At 33.1% G+C, this 14,490-nt stretch carries 11 protein-coding genes; 7 read left to right on the plus strand and 4 right to left on the minus strand.

What is annotated here, in order from left to right; all coding sequences use genetic code 11:
• Positions 1–2 precede the first annotated feature (2 nt).
• Entirely contained in the window at positions 3–1,736 is a 1,734-nt protein-coding gene (locus QGM60_RS15140; RefSeq protein WP_281141094.1) for a T9SS type A sorting domain-containing protein, read from the minus strand.
• A 157-nt stretch (positions 1,737–1,893) separates the two neighbouring features.
• Here QGM60_RS15140 and QGM60_RS15145 point away from each other — a divergent pair, with 157 nt between their 5' ends.
• Together QGM60_RS15145 and QGM60_RS15150 are read left to right on the plus strand one after the other, a co-directional pair.
• Positions 1,894–2,511, plus strand: a complete 618-nt coding sequence (locus QGM60_RS15145; protein WP_281141249.1) for a LysE family translocator — start codon at positions 1,894–1,896, stop codon at positions 2,509–2,511.
• 37 nt (positions 2,512–2,548) lie between these two features.
• Positions 2,549–3,412: a hydroxymethylglutaryl-CoA lyase gene (locus QGM60_RS15150; protein WP_281141250.1), complete on the plus strand. Its 864-nt coding sequence runs from the start codon at positions 2,549–2,551 to the stop codon at positions 3,410–3,412.
• Positions 3,413–3,416: 4 nt separating this feature from the next.
• Here the strand turns inward: QGM60_RS15150 and QGM60_RS15155 are convergent, their stop codons facing one another.
• Both QGM60_RS15155 and QGM60_RS15160 read right to left on the minus strand, forming a co-directional pair.
• On the minus strand, positions 3,417–4,502 hold the full coding sequence (locus QGM60_RS15155) for an HmuY family protein (RefSeq protein WP_281141095.1): 1,086 nt from the start codon (positions 4,500–4,502) through the stop codon (positions 3,417–3,419).
• A gap of 14 nt (positions 4,503–4,516) precedes the next feature.
• Entirely contained in the window at positions 4,517–6,652 is a 2,136-nt protein-coding gene (locus QGM60_RS15160; protein WP_281141096.1) for a TonB-dependent receptor, read from the minus strand.
• Between the two features lie 90 nt (positions 6,653–6,742).
• Here QGM60_RS15160 and QGM60_RS15165 point away from each other — a divergent pair, with 90 nt between their 5' ends.
• The 5 genes from QGM60_RS15165 (at position 6,743) to guaB (ending at position 13,420) form a co-directional block, all read left to right on the plus strand.
• Positions 6,743–7,645 carry a DUF6607 family protein gene (locus QGM60_RS15165; RefSeq protein ID WP_281141097.1) on the plus strand — a complete coding sequence of 301 codons (903 nt, stop codon included), beginning with the start codon at positions 6,743–6,745 and terminating at the stop codon, positions 7,643–7,645.
• Between the two features lies 1 nt (position 7,646).
• Complete coding sequence (locus QGM60_RS15170) at positions 7,647–9,125, plus strand: ankyrin repeat domain-containing protein (protein WP_281141098.1); 1,479 nt, start codon at positions 7,647–7,649, stop codon at positions 9,123–9,125.
• A 14-nt stretch (positions 9,126–9,139) separates the two neighbouring features.
• Positions 9,140–9,625 carry a DUF2271 domain-containing protein gene (locus QGM60_RS15175; RefSeq protein WP_281141099.1) on the plus strand — a complete coding sequence of 162 codons (486 nt, stop codon included), beginning with the start codon at positions 9,140–9,142 and terminating at the stop codon, positions 9,623–9,625.
• Positions 9,626–9,636: 11 nt separating this feature from the next.
• Positions 9,637–11,832 carry a PepSY domain-containing protein gene (locus tag QGM60_RS15180; protein WP_281141100.1) on the plus strand — a complete coding sequence of 732 codons (2,196 nt, stop codon included), beginning with the start codon at positions 9,637–9,639 and terminating at the stop codon, positions 11,830–11,832.
• A gap of 118 nt (positions 11,833–11,950) precedes the next feature.
• On the plus strand, positions 11,951–13,420 hold the full coding sequence (gene guaB / locus QGM60_RS15185) for an IMP dehydrogenase (RefSeq protein ID WP_281141101.1): 1,470 nt from the start codon (positions 11,951–11,953) through the stop codon (positions 13,418–13,420).
• 117 nt (positions 13,421–13,537) lie between these two features.
• On the opposite strand, the gene QGM60_RS15190 is transcribed toward guaB, so the two are convergent.
• Positions 13,538–14,326, minus strand: coding sequence for a DUF4440 domain-containing protein (locus QGM60_RS15190; protein ID WP_281141102.1), 789 nt, complete (start codon positions 14,324–14,326; stop codon positions 13,538–13,540).
• Positions 14,327–14,490 lie beyond the last annotated feature (164 nt).

Below are 14,490 nucleotides of genomic sequence, written 5' to 3' on the forward strand. Positions count from 1 at the left end.
TATTACTTTTTTACAAAAGATAAAACTTTACTAGCTCCATTGCTTTCTAATTTTATAAAGTATAGTCCACTCTTTAAAGGCTCAATATTAATGTCACTCAAATCTTTTTGAGATGATATAGACTGTTCTTTTATAATTTGCCCCAAAGTATTGTATATACTATAAGCTTCAGGAAGTATTTCTGCTTCAATTGTTATTTGAATAGAAGAAGGGTTAGGATATAATTTTATGTTTTGAGAGTTGAACTTATCAATACTTAAGGTAGTATTAAAGAAACTATCTGTATTGCCATAACCATAATTTCCGCCAGTGGCTAAAAGTTCATTGCTGTCATCTCTAAGCTCATAAAAACCATCACCCGAAAAACAGCATATGCCATCTCCATAACTATCAGTTATAATGAATGAATAGCATTGGTTATCAGCGGTATTGAAAACTTCAGAAATTGTAGTAAAATCATCGACCCCATTAATGTAAGGTCCACCAGAATACAATACATTTTCATCTCCATCTACAAATTGCCAAGAGGTTTCGTCTGGCCAATCGTCCAAAGTCAGACTTAACGTAATTGTGCTGGTATTGATGCCTTCAGCACCAACTTCTATATAAGATTCTTTTACCTTACTTATAGTTTCTGATCCATTAGAGACAGTTAAAACTACGTCATAGAAACCATTACTATTATAGGTGTGCGTTGGATTTTGAGTGGTATAATCAATAATATCATCTCCATCCACATCCCAATTCCATGATGTTGCACCAACACTGTTGTCTGTAAAGTTTACAGTTAAATTAGTGCTACAACCCTCTGTTGTATCGGCAATAAAATCTGTACTAAAACTAGGGCAAGCTAAATCACTTCTATAAAATTGATAGATGGCATAAATCCTGGCATATTGTTGGGGTGAAAAATAAGTTCGACATTCTTTACGAGAGTAAGACATTAAATTTGTAGGATCTGGTTGGTAAAAATCAAGATTAGCATCTTGAGCATTCCCTGTATACTGACAACTAAAGTTGACATTAGAATAGCCTAGTTGTGGATCAGCAGGTGTGTCACAAATAAAATCTCCAGTGCTTTCACAATTAGATCCGTCTACCAATTCTTCAGTCGATCCCGAAACATTACTATTACCATGAGTATGAGATAAAGCAAAAAAATGACCCATTTCATGAGAAAGTGTGCTGCCATTTGTAGCACAGTTGTTTGCCATTAAAATTGTTTCAGGTCCACCAGGAAAATAAGCATAGCCACATAAACCACTTCCAGAAGAAGAGCTAGTCACTGAGTTTGTAAAATAAATATTGATGACACCATTTACATTATTTACAGAAGTTAAAGCACTTTCATCTGCGGTCTCAAAATCGTAGTAATTATCATCGTTGATATAATTGATACCATCACATAGAAAAAATTGAATTCCAGCATCTACATAAATAGAATTCATAATACTTATGGCTTGGTTCAATTCGGTTTCCGTTAAGCCACCAGTCCCAAAACTTGTATTAATAATATGTGCTTTTATAGGAACATCACTTAAAACAGTAGAATTTCTTGAAGCTAAGGAATTGTTCAGAAAGTCATTTTCATAAGACTTAATAAGCTCTTTATTTCGATTGAAAAACTTTTGATTTGCAGAAGTGTATGTAAAACCACATTCTTCACTTTGTGCATTTATGCTAAGTATAGCTAAAAGAAAGAATACGATTAGGGTAATTGAATTTGTAGGTTTCATTATAGATTATTTAGCGTAGCGGAAGGCTAAAATATAAATTTAATATAAATGACCTATTTTTAATCGATTAAATACCTGTAACAGTAGTATTTTTCCTTGGTAGTTTAATCATTTTTAATGATTAATTTTGAAGTCATCAACCGTTAGTAAATCCGAATTGAACTACGATACACTCATATCATTTGCAATAGCTACATCAGCACTGGCAATTTCACCAGGACCAGATAATATTTATGTCTTGATACAAAGTATTACTAATGGAAAAATTTATGGCTTGGTAACAGTTTGCGGTCTTATTACAGGTTGTATAGTACATACTACTTTATTGGCTTTTGGTATTTCTGCAATTATTAAGGCTAATGATGATTTATTCTTTGGAATAAAGGTTCTAGGTGCTTTGTATTTATTATATCTCGCTTACAAGGTTTATAAGTCTGATGCACAATTAGATTTTGATACGGAAACTGCGCCCAAAAAAAGTTTAAAAAGTCTTTTTGCACAAGGTTTTTTTATGAATGTTTTAAACCCAAAAGTTACTATTTTCTTTTTGGCATTTTTTCCAGGGTTTTTGTTTAGCGATGATTTAAATACCGTAATTCAATTTTATGTTTTAGGTGGTATTTTTATGTTAGTGTCTTTCATAATATTTTCTGCCATAGCTTTATTAGCTGGACAAATAAAAACCTATACGCTGAATCATAAAAATGCAGGTTTGATTCTGAAGTGGCTTCAAATAATAGTGTTTATTGGGATTGCAGTTTTCATTCTTATCTAAGTTTGAAATCGCTATTGTAAAGCTTATATTTGAAGCAATGAATAAAGCTGTAAAAATCATAGAATGTCCAAGAGATGCCATGCAAGGCATAAAGGATTTTATTCCAACAGAAAGGAAAGTCCAGTACATACAATCCTTACTTAGAGTTGGCTTTGATACTATTGATTTTGGAAGTTTTGTATCTCCAAAAGCCATTCCTCAAATGGTAGATACGGCCGAAGTTTTAGCACAGCTAGATCTTAGTAAAACTAATAGTAAATTATTAGCCATAATAGCAAATACTAGAGGCGCAAATGATGCTTCTGTACATCCTGAAATAGATTATTTAGGGTTTCCGTTTTCTATTTCTGAAAACTTCCAGATGCGTAATACGCATAAAACTATTGCGCAATCTGTGGTGACACTTCAAGAGATTTTGGAAATTGCTGACAAGTCCAATAAGGAGGTTGTGGTTTATATTTCTATGGGTTTCGGTAATCCTTATGGTGATCCATGGAATGTAGATATAGTAGGAGAGTGGACCGAGCGTTTGTCAAAAATGGGTGTTCGTATTTTGTCACTGAGTGATACTATAGGTAGTTCTAATCCTGAAAATATAGAATACTTATTCTCTAATTTAATTCCCAAATATTCTAATATAGAATTTGGGGCACACTTGCATACCATACCTACAACGTGGTTCGAAAAGATTGATGCAGCTTATAAAGCTGGCTGTAGACGTTTTGATGGAGCCATTCAAGGTTTTGGTGGTTGCCCAATGGCAAAAGATGAGCTTACAGGTAATATGCCAACAGAAAAAATGTTGTCCTACTTCACGCAAAAAAAAGCTCATGACTTAAATGCCATGAGCTTTGAGAGTGCTTATAATGAAGCTACTAAAATATTTTCAGTATATCATTAGTAGTTTATTCTTCTAATAAGCTATATTCAAATTGGGGATGTCCTCGTTCTCCATCAGCGTTGAACATTGCTAAAAACTTAAGTTTATAGTAATTTCCATTAGTGTCATTAACTATGTAAAATACATTATCTCTTAAAGAAGGTAAACTTCCTGGTCCACCACCATTTCTCCAAGTACTACCAATGTTTCGTTGATCGTTGTCAAAAGCTATCGTTGCAACATCAGCTAAAGTGAAATTTTCATAAGTATAGTCTGTTGTTTCAACATCAATCATGTATGAAATTGCACCTCCTTTTGTATTGGTTACCACAAAGTCAGAATAACCATAAGATCCATAACCTTCTATTTCGTTAGTAAATACTGTGAAGTTTAAATCCCATTGTGATTTTTGAGGTTCAACATTTACTTCTGTTTCAGTATTAAAGCTGAAAAATGTAAAGTTATAGTTAGAGTCTTTAGAAATTGCTACTTCTTCATATGTTGTATCATCCAAATCAGCATACTGTAAAATATAGTTGTCAGCACCTCTTAAGATTCGGATTTTCTTCCAACCTCTTGCATCTCCTGTAACAGCTACACTTCCTGTAGAAGCTGGTTCAGTAGCGACTTCAAACCCTAAGTTAACTAGATAAACATTATTGTCTTCATTAATTGAAGAAATAGCATCGATTGCAGTTTCAGTAATTTGACCAAATGGAGCATCGATATATGCCATATTGCTAGCGTCAAAAGTCCCAACAGCAACTTGAGGTTGTAAATCTTGTACTTCTGTAGAAGATGAATTTATAGCTGTAATATCATTAGTACTTAATTCAGCAGTTGCCATATAAATTGAACCATTAATAACTACTCTAAAATCTGAACCAGAGTAAAAGCCTAGGTCCCAAGAGTCGCGCTGAGCAACGCTGGTAGTGTTCGTACTTAGATCAACATAGACTTGATTTGGTTCGTTAGAACCACCAACTTCTGGTTCTACAGTTGCTCCTTCAATTACAACATCTATTGGTCCTTGAGCTGTATCGTCATCACTACAACTCGTAACAAAGATTGTAGCTATAAATAGAAATGTTGTTAAAAATTTGTTTGTCATGATTATTGGTGTATTTAAAAATTAAGATTAAACATTGCTTTGAGATAAAAGGATCTGCCATAACCCAATAACAAATTACTGTTAGAGGTTGAGTGAGTACCACCTGAAGATCCAGTACTACTTATATTAACATTAGTAATATCAAATAGGTTTCTACTGCCTAAAGTGATATCTAGTTTATTGTCTAAAAATGTTTTTCTAACGGATAAGTCTAACCACGTATAGTCATCTATTGTTGCTATGGAGTAGATGCTATTACCATCATCATCTGTTCCTGTAGCTCTATAATTTTGTTGTTTACCATTATATTTCAATAACATTGAAACTGAAGTATTGACTTTTTCGAAATAGTAAGACGCACGAGTATTTATTTGGAAATTGTATAGATAATCATCTTCACCATTAACTTCATTGCTGTTTTCTCGAGATATACCTTGAAGTGTAGCACCTATATTTAAGGTTAAATTTTTATACCTTAATGAATTGTCTAAAGTGAAACCTAATTGTCTAAATTTATCAATATTGATATACTGATATTGAAGCGGAGTAGAATTAACAACAGCCAAATCTATGCGGTCAGAAACATCGATATAGCTGAATTTAAAATTGTTGACTAACGAAATACCATTAAACCAACTTCGCTTTTTAAGATTTATAAAAGTTGAAAAACCATTTTCAGGTTTTAAATTTTCATTGCCTCTAACATCGTGATTAGAGTCTACAAAATAGTAGTAAAGTTCTTCAAAATTTGGAACTCTGTATGAAGAACCAATATTAGCTCTGAGCTCAAAACCATTTTCTAGAAGATAACGTGCATTAAAGGCGCCAATGAATTTAGAGTTATATAGCGAATTGTATTCGTAACGCAAACCAGGTCTAATAGAAAACTTATCGGTCAATTTTATTTCTGAAGATCCAAATAAAGCATAGTTGTTTTGCTTTCTGGTTTTGTTTTGTTGAGTAATTTCACCAGAAGCTTGTGTATCAAACCCTTCGATATATCGCATTTCATATCCAACCTGAAAGTCATAAGATTTATCTTTTATTATGTTGTCCAAAGTACCATTAGAAAAGATAACTTTACTGGATTGATAAGTCTCATCAGTTTCGTTAGACCTTTGCTGAGATAAAATGAAGTAGTTAAATTCATTAAGGTCCCTTTCTTGTTGTTGGTAAGATAGTGTTGCACTATAATTTGGTCCAGAACTGAAAGCTCCATCTAAGCTCAAATTGTTTACAAATCTGTTTGTGGTAAATATTCTATCTGAGGAAGATGGGTTACTGGTTTGTGTTTGGGTATCTATGTTGGCCCTAACAGCAGCATCGTAATAGAATACATTTTCATTGTAGTATCCAAACTTGTATCTCAGCGAGAATTTATCTGTTTTATAATTGATTAAAGCATCTGTATTTATTTGCTCTTTAGGTAACCATTCGTAACCTCTTAATCCATCATTCTGATAATAATCTCTTCCTTCTCTGTTATTTAAGAAACCAGCAAAATCATTTCTATTGAAACTAAGTCTTGCAAACCAATTCTCATTAATATTATGAGCAATGTTTAAGGATTGAATATGTCTCCCTTTATCAAACCATTCGTACTCATCACTAACCGTTTCTTCTTGCAAATAAGCTTGAATTTGCCAATCATCATGAGTAGACTTTTTTGTGATGATATTAATAACTCCAGAAACAGCATTAGCACCGAATTCCACTCCCATAGCTCCTTCAACAATTTCTATACGCTCAACGTTATCTAAATTTATTTGTGTAAGATCTATATTATTGCCTAAACCATTATCGCTAACCAAAGGGATATTATCTACTAAAATGTTTAAGTATTGACTATCAAGCCCAAAAAAAGACACTGTAGATCTACCTGTATAAGCATTAGGAGTAATGTTAAGGTTAAGATTGAAATTTAGAATATCAGATAGGTTGTTGGCAGCTATTTGCTCAATTTGCTTCCTATTTATTACAGTAACATTATATACTGACTTCTTTATTGTTGTAGGATTGTACTGACCTGTAACCACAACTTCCTTTAACTCTTCTGTCTTGGTAGAGTCTTGCTCTTTTTCCTGACTAAAAGTTTGAAGGCTTATAAAAAATAAAAAATAAATACAGATTTTATTTTTATTTAGACTCATTCTTGATTAATTTTGTCGCAAATATATAATCTTATTTTAAATCAGTCTAAATAAGTATAAAATTTTTAAAAATTAATTTTTTTCCAATTCATGAAACGAGCAATAGTATTTTCATTAGCATTTTTAGCCATCTCACTAACGGTGAATTCGCAAACAAAAAAAGAAAAAGACCAAGAATCAATTAAAGATATGTGTGGTTGCTTTGAAGTCACTTTTAATTTTGCAGAAACATTTTCCTACAGTAATGACTCTTTGTATAAGCCTTCAGAAACAAAGGTTGATAAAGGTTTAGAATGGGCACAGTTGGTGGAAGATGAAGACAACAAAATTTCAATTCAGCACCTATTGCAGGTAGGAAGACCAGATAGTCCTCATATAGTAAAGCACTGGAGACAAGATTGGTTATTCGAAAACACAGATTTCTATACTTATAATGGAGATAATGAGTGGGTTTTTGAAACCAAATCAAAAGATGATGTTAAAGGGCAATGGACACAAAAAGTATATCAAGTAGATGATAGTCCGCGTTACGAAGGCTCTTCAACTTGGGTTCATGTTGATGGAAAAAGCTATTGGGAAAACACTACAACAGCTCCATTACCAAGAAGAGAATATACGAAACGAAGTGATTATAATGTTACTTTAAGAGGTAATCGTCATGAAATTACAAATTACGGTTGGTTACACGATCAAGATAATGCAAAAGTTGTTAGAGAAAAAGGAGAAGAAGACGTAATTTTGGCAAACGAAAAAGGGTATAATACCTATGTAAAGGTAGATGACAGCAGATGCCAAGCGGCTCAAAACTGGTGGAAAGCACACCAAGACAAATGGGCTACAGTTAGAGCAAAATGGGATGAGGTTTATAGCCGAGATAAAGATTTGGTTTTAGAAAATAAGGTAGATAATAAAGTTCTATTCAAATATCTATTTGATGATGAAATGACTGCCGAAAAAGAAATCAATAAAGTGATAGAATCATTTGTAAAATAATATGAAACAATTAAGAAATTTATTAAGTCTTGTAACTTTTGTAGTATTATCCTTTGGTTTTGCCCAAGAGAATGTGTTTTTAAAACGTGATTTTTGGGGAACCAAGCCAGACGTGAAAACGATTGAAACAAAAATTAAAGAAGGCAATAATCCTGCTGAAGCTAACGGAAGTAATTTTGATGGAGTGGTATATGCTATCTTACAAGATGTACCTCTAAAAACCATTCAGCACATGATTTCCCAAAAAGGAAATGATGCCAATAAGTTAACGCATGACGGTAGAACCTATATTTTCTGGGCTGCTTATAAAGGCAATACAGATGTTATGGAGTATTTGCTTAAAAAAGGAGCAAAAACAGATTTAACTGACGATAAAGGAAACACTATTCTGAATTTCGCAGCATCATCTGGTCAACAGAATACTAAGGTTTATGATATCTGTATCGCAAATGGTGCTGATCTAAAGAAAGACTTAACTCCTAGTGGAGCAAATGCACTTTTATTGGTCGCACCTTACGATAATGATTTAGAGTTAATAAAGTATTTTCAGTCAAAAGGATTAGATATTGGTAGTTTAGATAATGAAGGTAATGGTGTTTTTAATTATGTAGCCAAAACCGGAAATATTGAACTTTTAGAAAAACTACAAGGCTTTGGCGTAAAGGGAACTGACAATGCTTTTTTGTTTGCAGCTTACGGAACTCGAGGTAAAGCTAATGGAGTTGAAGTCTATGAATATTTAGAAAGTGTAGGTTTAAATCCTAATACGGCAAATAAAGAGGGTGTTACACCTTTACATATTGTGGCATCTAGAAGTAAGGATACTAAACTTATTGAATATTTATTAGAAAAAGATCTAAATGTTAATAAGAAAGATGAAGAGGGTAATACACCTTTTATGAATGCAGCTTCAAGAAATGATATTGAAATTGTCGCTTTGCTTTCAAAAAACGTTGAGGATATCAATGATTTTAACGATAAAGGACAGTCGGCATTAACATTGGCTATAAATGGTAATACACCAGAAGTTGCTGAGTTTCTTATTAAAAAAGGTGCAAAGACCTCTATTTTAGATAAAGAGGGTAATAACCTAAATTATTACTTGATCAATTCTTACTCTGAAAAAAATAAAGACCATTTTTCAAGTAAAATGGTGTTACTTAAATCAAACGGTATAGATTTTGTTGCTCCACAAGAAAACGGAAATACTTGGTTTCATTTAGCGGTGAAAAAGCAAAGTTTAGATTTACTAAAACTAGCTGCAGGAATGGGACAAGATGTGAATGCTAAAAACAAAGATGGCAATACAGCACTTCATCTTGCTGCTATGCAATCTAAAAATGATGATATACTTAAATTCCTTCTAAAGGTAGGTGCAAAGAAAGATTTAAAAACAGACTTTGACGAAACAGCTTACGATTTAGCAAAAGAAAATGAGTTATTAGAAAAGAATAAAATTTCAATAGAATTTTTAAAATAAATTTAAAGTAACGAATGAAAAGAATAAGCTTATTAAGCCTTTTGGCAATTGTAGTTTTAGGATTGGTATCCTTTAAAAACTTAAGCGATTCCAACAAATATAAATGTATGATTCAAATGACCAATTACTCAGGTGAAGGAGCATACATTGTAATATCGCTACTGAATCCTGAAGGTGAATATATAGAGACATTGAATGTAAAAGGAGAGGATGATGAATGGTACAATACTGTAGAATCTTGGTGGGATTTTTATGGCAAAAAGCGTAACGATATAGATGCCATAACAGGAGCAACCATTAGTGGTGGAGAGCGTTCGATTAGTGTTATTGAAATTGATAGTGATAAACTAGATAAAGGATATAAGTTAAGATTCGAATCTGCCGTAGAAGATCAAGAATATTACGAAAGTGATGTAGAGTTCGATTTAACTTCAGAAAACGTAAAAAGTAAAATTGAAGGTAAAGGCTTTATCAGATACGTACGTATGATGCCTCAATAAAACCAAGTTAAATGACCATTTCTATCTGGAGATTTAGTCATCTTATGTTGGCTTTGGTATCTTCAATTTTTATTGCCTTAGCCGCCATAACGGGTTTAATATTAGCTTTCGAGCCGATATCAAATCAGTTAAAACCATACAATATTGACGGTAACACCACTTTAGCAACTACCGTTCAAAATTTATCAGAAAGCTACGATGAAATCATTACCATTGAAACCGATGAAAATGATTTTGTCGTAGCTTCTGTTATTACTAATGAAGGTGATAGCGAAACCTTTTATGTTAATCCCGAAACAGGTGAAAACTTAGGTGAACTCATTGAAAAAGCACCTTTATTTAGGTTTGCAACAAACCTACACCGTTCCTTGTTTTTAAAATCTACAGGACGTTTTATCGTTGGGTTGGTTTCTTTCTTTTTAATCCTAATGGCTATAACAGGTGTCGTGTTAATTGCTAGGAGACAAGGAGGAATTTTAAAGTTTTTCTCAAAAGTTATAAATGAAGATTTTTCGCAGTATTATCATGTAGAGTTAGGTCGCTGGTTTCTAATTCCAATCATTATTGTGGCTTTTACAGGTGTTTATCTGTCTTTGGAAAAATTTTCACTTTTACCAGAAACTAAAATATCACATACCTATCCAGAAGCTGAATCTGAAAACCTTGAAAAAGTAGGTTTTAATGATTTCAAAGTCTTTAATGACATTAAAATTTCTGAAGTTAAAAGTTTTGAGTTTCCTTTTTCGGATGATGTCGAAGATTACTTTTTTATAAAGTTGAAGGATAAAGAATTATTGGTTAATCAATATTCTGGAGAAATTGTTAGTGAGCAACAGTATCCTTTGGTGCAACTGATGTCGCAATGGAGTTTATGGTTACACACAGGTCGTGGCACTTTAGTTTGGTCTGTAGTATTGGCCTTAGTCTGTTTGGCTTTGTTTTTCTTTATTTATTCAGGTTTTGCAATGACTTTAAAACGTCGAAATAAAATAAAGAAAACCAAAAACAAGTTTAACAAAGATGACGCAGAATACATCATTTTAGTAGGTTCCGAAACAGGGAATACTAATGATTTTGCAAGGTTGTTTTTTAATGCACTTTTAGAAAACGGAAAGAAAGCCTACATAACAGAGCTTAATAATTATTCTAATTTCAGTAGCGCCAAAGAAATCATTGTGTTTACATCAACTTATGGCGAAGGAGAAGCTCCTATAAGTGCCAATAAATTTGACAAAATTCTACCTACAATACATCAAAATAAGGAAATACAATATTCTGTAGTTGGTTTTGGCTCGCTACTTTACGAAGCCTACTGTAAGTATGCTGAAGACGTCGATGCTATGCTAAAGCAGCAAGAGAATTTTGTTGAGAAACTTCCGGTCTTCAAAATAAATAACCAATCTTTTGAAGCTTTTAAAACTTGGTTAGAATCATGGAGTGCTAAAACAGATTTCAACCTAATTGTAAAAGCTCCAGCAGAAAAATTAAGCTCAAAATATACCAGACAGTTTGAAGTGGTAAAGCGTACCGAACTCAATGTTGATGATACCTTTTTACTACAATTAAGACCAAAGAAAAAAATCAAATTTCAATCTGGTGATTTGCTCGCCTTCCGTCCAAATAAAAATGAAGCTGCACGTCAATATTCTATTGCAAAAGTTAATGGTGACATACTTTTAAGTATAAAAAAGCATGACAAAGGATTGTGTTCAACATACTTTAGTGAACTTAATGTTTCAGATGTTATTACTGCAACAATAGAATATAATAATGATTTCCATTTTCCTAAGGAAAATAAAAATGTTGTATTGATTGCTAATGGAACAGGAATCGCACCCTTTTTAGGAATGATTCAAGAAAATTCTGGACAGCAAAATATCAGTTTGTTTTGGGGAGGACGAACAAAACGGTCTGTAGAATTATATGCCGACACTTTAAATGAAGCTTTAGAAAATGAAACCTTATCGCAATTTTATGCGCAATATTCACAAGAGCAAGAGCATAAACTTTACGTTCAGGATATCATTGTAGAACATTCAGAGTTTATGGCTAACCACTTGCGTCACGGTGGAAAAATAATGATTTGTGGTTCTATAGCTATGCAAAATAGAGTTTTGGAAGTTATTAATGACATAACAACCAAACATCTCGAAGCTCCTCTATGTACCTTTGAAAATAACGGACAATTAGCTATGGATTGTTATTAATTTAATGCCTCAAAGTCTCAATTTTTAGTTAATACTAAAATAATTGTCAAAAGCCTAGAAATACGCTTATAGTTTATATATAATCTGTATCTTTGCGTGCAATTATATCTTAATTGCCATGACAGCACACGAAAACAAGATCTTAGGTGAGGGACTCACTTACGACGACGTCCTTTTAGTTCCAGCCTTTTCAGAAGTACTTCCTCGCGAGGTCAATATTCAAACAAAATTCACAAGAAATATAACCATTAATATTCCCGTGGTTTCCGCAGCAATGGATACGGTTACCGAAAGCAAAATGGCTATTGCCATGGCTAGGGAAGGTGGTATTGGTGTTCTTCATAAGAATATGACTATAGAACAACAAGCCACTAAAGTGCGTCGTGTAAAACGTGCTGAAAGCGGAATGATTATAGATCCTGTGACGTTGCCAATCGGTGCAAAAGTTATTGATGCTAAGAATGCTATGAAAGAGCACAGTATTGGAGGTATCCCTATTGTTGATGATAATGGAATTTTAAAAGGTATTGTTACTAACAGAGATTTACGTTTTGAGCATGCCAATGACAGACCTATTATTGAAGTAATGACTAGTGAAAAATTAGTTACGGCACCTGTTGGTACATCTTTAAAAGACGCTGAAGCTATTCTACAAGAAAATAAAATTGAAAAATTATTGATTGTTGAAGGCGATAAACTGGCAGGACTTATCACGTTTAGAGACATTACTAAGGTAACTCAAAAGCCAATCGCTAATAAGGATACTTATGGTAGATTACGTGTTGCTGCTGCAATTGGTGTAACAGGTGATGCTGTGGATAGAGCAGAAGCGTTGGTAAATGCAGGTGTTGATGCTGTGGTTATTGATACAGCTCACGGACATACAAAAGGTGTAGTTGCAATATTAAAAGAAATAAAGTCTAAATTCCCAGAGCTTGAAGTAATAGTAGGTAACATAGCAACAGGTGAAGCTGCTAAATATTTGGTGGAAGCTGGTGCAGATGCGGTGAAAGTCGGTATCGGTCCAGGTTCTATTTGTACAACGCGTGTGGTTGCAGGTGTTGGTTTTCCACAATTTTCTGCAGTGCTAGAAGTGGCTGCAGCCATAAAAGGTTCAGGTGTTCCTGTGATTGCTGATGGTGGTATCCGTTATACAGGGGATATACCAAAGGCTATAGCGGCTGGTGCAGATACAGTAATGTTAGGTTCACTTTTAGCAGGTACCAAAGAAAGTCCTGGTGAAACCATTATTTACGAAGGCCGTAAGTTTAAATCTTACCGTGGTATGGGTTCTGTTGAGGCCATGAAGCAAGGTAGTAAGGATCGTTATTTCCAAGATGTTGAAGATGATATTAAAAAATTAGTTCCAGAAGGTATTGTTGGTCGTGTACCATACAAAGGGGAACTATTTGAAAGTATTCATCAATTTGTTGGTGGCTTACGTGCTGGTATGGGATATTGTGGAGCTAAGGATATTGCTACTTTAAAAGAAAACGGGCGATTTGTAAAAATTACGTCTAGTGGTATTAACGAAAGTCATCCACATGATGTTACCATTACTAAAGAAGCACCAAATTATTCGAGATAATAATCTTAGATTAAATAAAATTTATAAAATAAAAAAAACCAGCATTTTTGATGCTGGTTTTTTTTATGCTCTAGCTAGAATTTTAGAATTAAGGATAAGCAATTAATTATAACATTATTAATCTACTTTCATTATTTCTTCAATAATTTCACCATTTTCGTGAACAAGAATTTTTAACAGCTCTGTTTTTTCGTCTATAACAAATTCAAACTGTAGATTTCTATCCTTTGCAAAAAATAAATTTTCAGTTTCAGGATATATGGTAACTTTAAATTCACCCGCTTCCAAATTTAGTAGATTGTCTTCTTTAGAAATAGTTACATTTCCAATCCGAGAAGATTTATAATTACCTAAATATTTACTTAAAATTTCATCAGGTAACTTTATTTCTGTTTTAGGGGTTTTGTAGACTATCGGTTGGTGATCATAACTAAAAACTCTGGACATTTTCCAAGTATCATCTTTATGTTTCCAAATGTGTGTAAATTTAGCTTTACCAACCAGTTTTTCTTTTTTGTCATCTTCATTTACATAAAATATATGCTCTCCAGTTAGAATAGCTCCATAGTTATTAAGAGGAAATATTTCCATACTTCCTTGGATGACTTCCCTCCTCAATCTCCAATTTTCATTTGTACAAATTCCTTTTTTTATTGCTTCTAAGAAATTATCTAATGTGGAAGTCAACCCATTTTTATCATGATAAAATTCCAAATCATCTGTTAGAAATATTTTCATTCCAATTATATCACATGAGTTATAGGCTTCCCAAAAAAGGCTGTCAGATTGAATTATTTCTTGAGATAGTATTTGAGATTTTTTAGCTCCATGGGAGGATTGTGCCGTTACCACATTCCCAGATGTGATAATAAATGAAGCGAGAATTAAAAGTCTTGAAAATTTCATGAGTCTAAGTTTTCTTTATAGACATCGAAGAAATTAGTTTGTTACAGTCTTTGTAATCAATATTTTAATGGCTACTGTAAGTAGTTGTATGGTTTAGCGGTTAATTTAGCAAGTATATACCAAACTGAAAATCCGTGAGGGTTTTTAGAAGTAGGCGAGAACAA

The organism is Winogradskyella sp. SYSU M77433 (assembly GCF_029911945.1).
Taxonomy (GTDB): Bacteria; Bacteroidota; Bacteroidia; order Flavobacteriales; family Flavobacteriaceae; genus Winogradskyella.

Excerpts from the sequence above, each read along its gene's own strand:
- QGM60_RS15175 (WP_281141099.1), top strand. The coding sequence starts at position 9,140 with ATGAAAAGAATAAGCTTATTAAGCCTTTTGGCAATTGTAGTTTTAGGA.
- QGM60_RS15180 (WP_281141100.1), top strand. The coding sequence starts at position 9,637 with ATGACCATTTCTATCTGGAGATTTAGTCATCTTATGTTGGCTTTGGTA.
- QGM60_RS15160 (WP_281141096.1), bottom strand. The coding sequence starts at position 6,652 with ATGAGTCTAAATAAAAATAAAATCTGTATTTATTTTTTATTTTTTATA.
- QGM60_RS15150 (WP_281141250.1), top strand. The coding sequence starts at position 2,549 with ATGAATAAAGCTGTAAAAATCATAGAATGTCCAAGAGATGCCATGCAA.
- QGM60_RS15190 (WP_281141102.1), bottom strand. The coding sequence starts at position 14,326 with ATGAAATTTTCAAGACTTTTAATTCTCGCTTCATTTATTATCACATCT.
- QGM60_RS15155 (WP_281141095.1), bottom strand. The coding sequence starts at position 4,502 with ATGACAAACAAATTTTTAACAACATTTCTATTTATAGCTACAATCTTT.
- guaB (WP_281141101.1), top strand. The coding sequence starts at position 11,951 with ATGACAGCACACGAAAACAAGATCTTAGGTGAGGGACTCACTTACGAC.
- QGM60_RS15140 (WP_281141094.1), bottom strand. The coding sequence starts at position 1,736 with ATGAAACCTACAAATTCAATTACCCTAATCGTATTCTTTCTTTTAGCT.
- QGM60_RS15170 (WP_281141098.1), top strand. The coding sequence starts at position 7,647 with ATGAAACAATTAAGAAATTTATTAAGTCTTGTAACTTTTGTAGTATTA.
- QGM60_RS15165 (WP_281141097.1), top strand. The coding sequence starts at position 6,743 with ATGAAACGAGCAATAGTATTTTCATTAGCATTTTTAGCCATCTCACTA.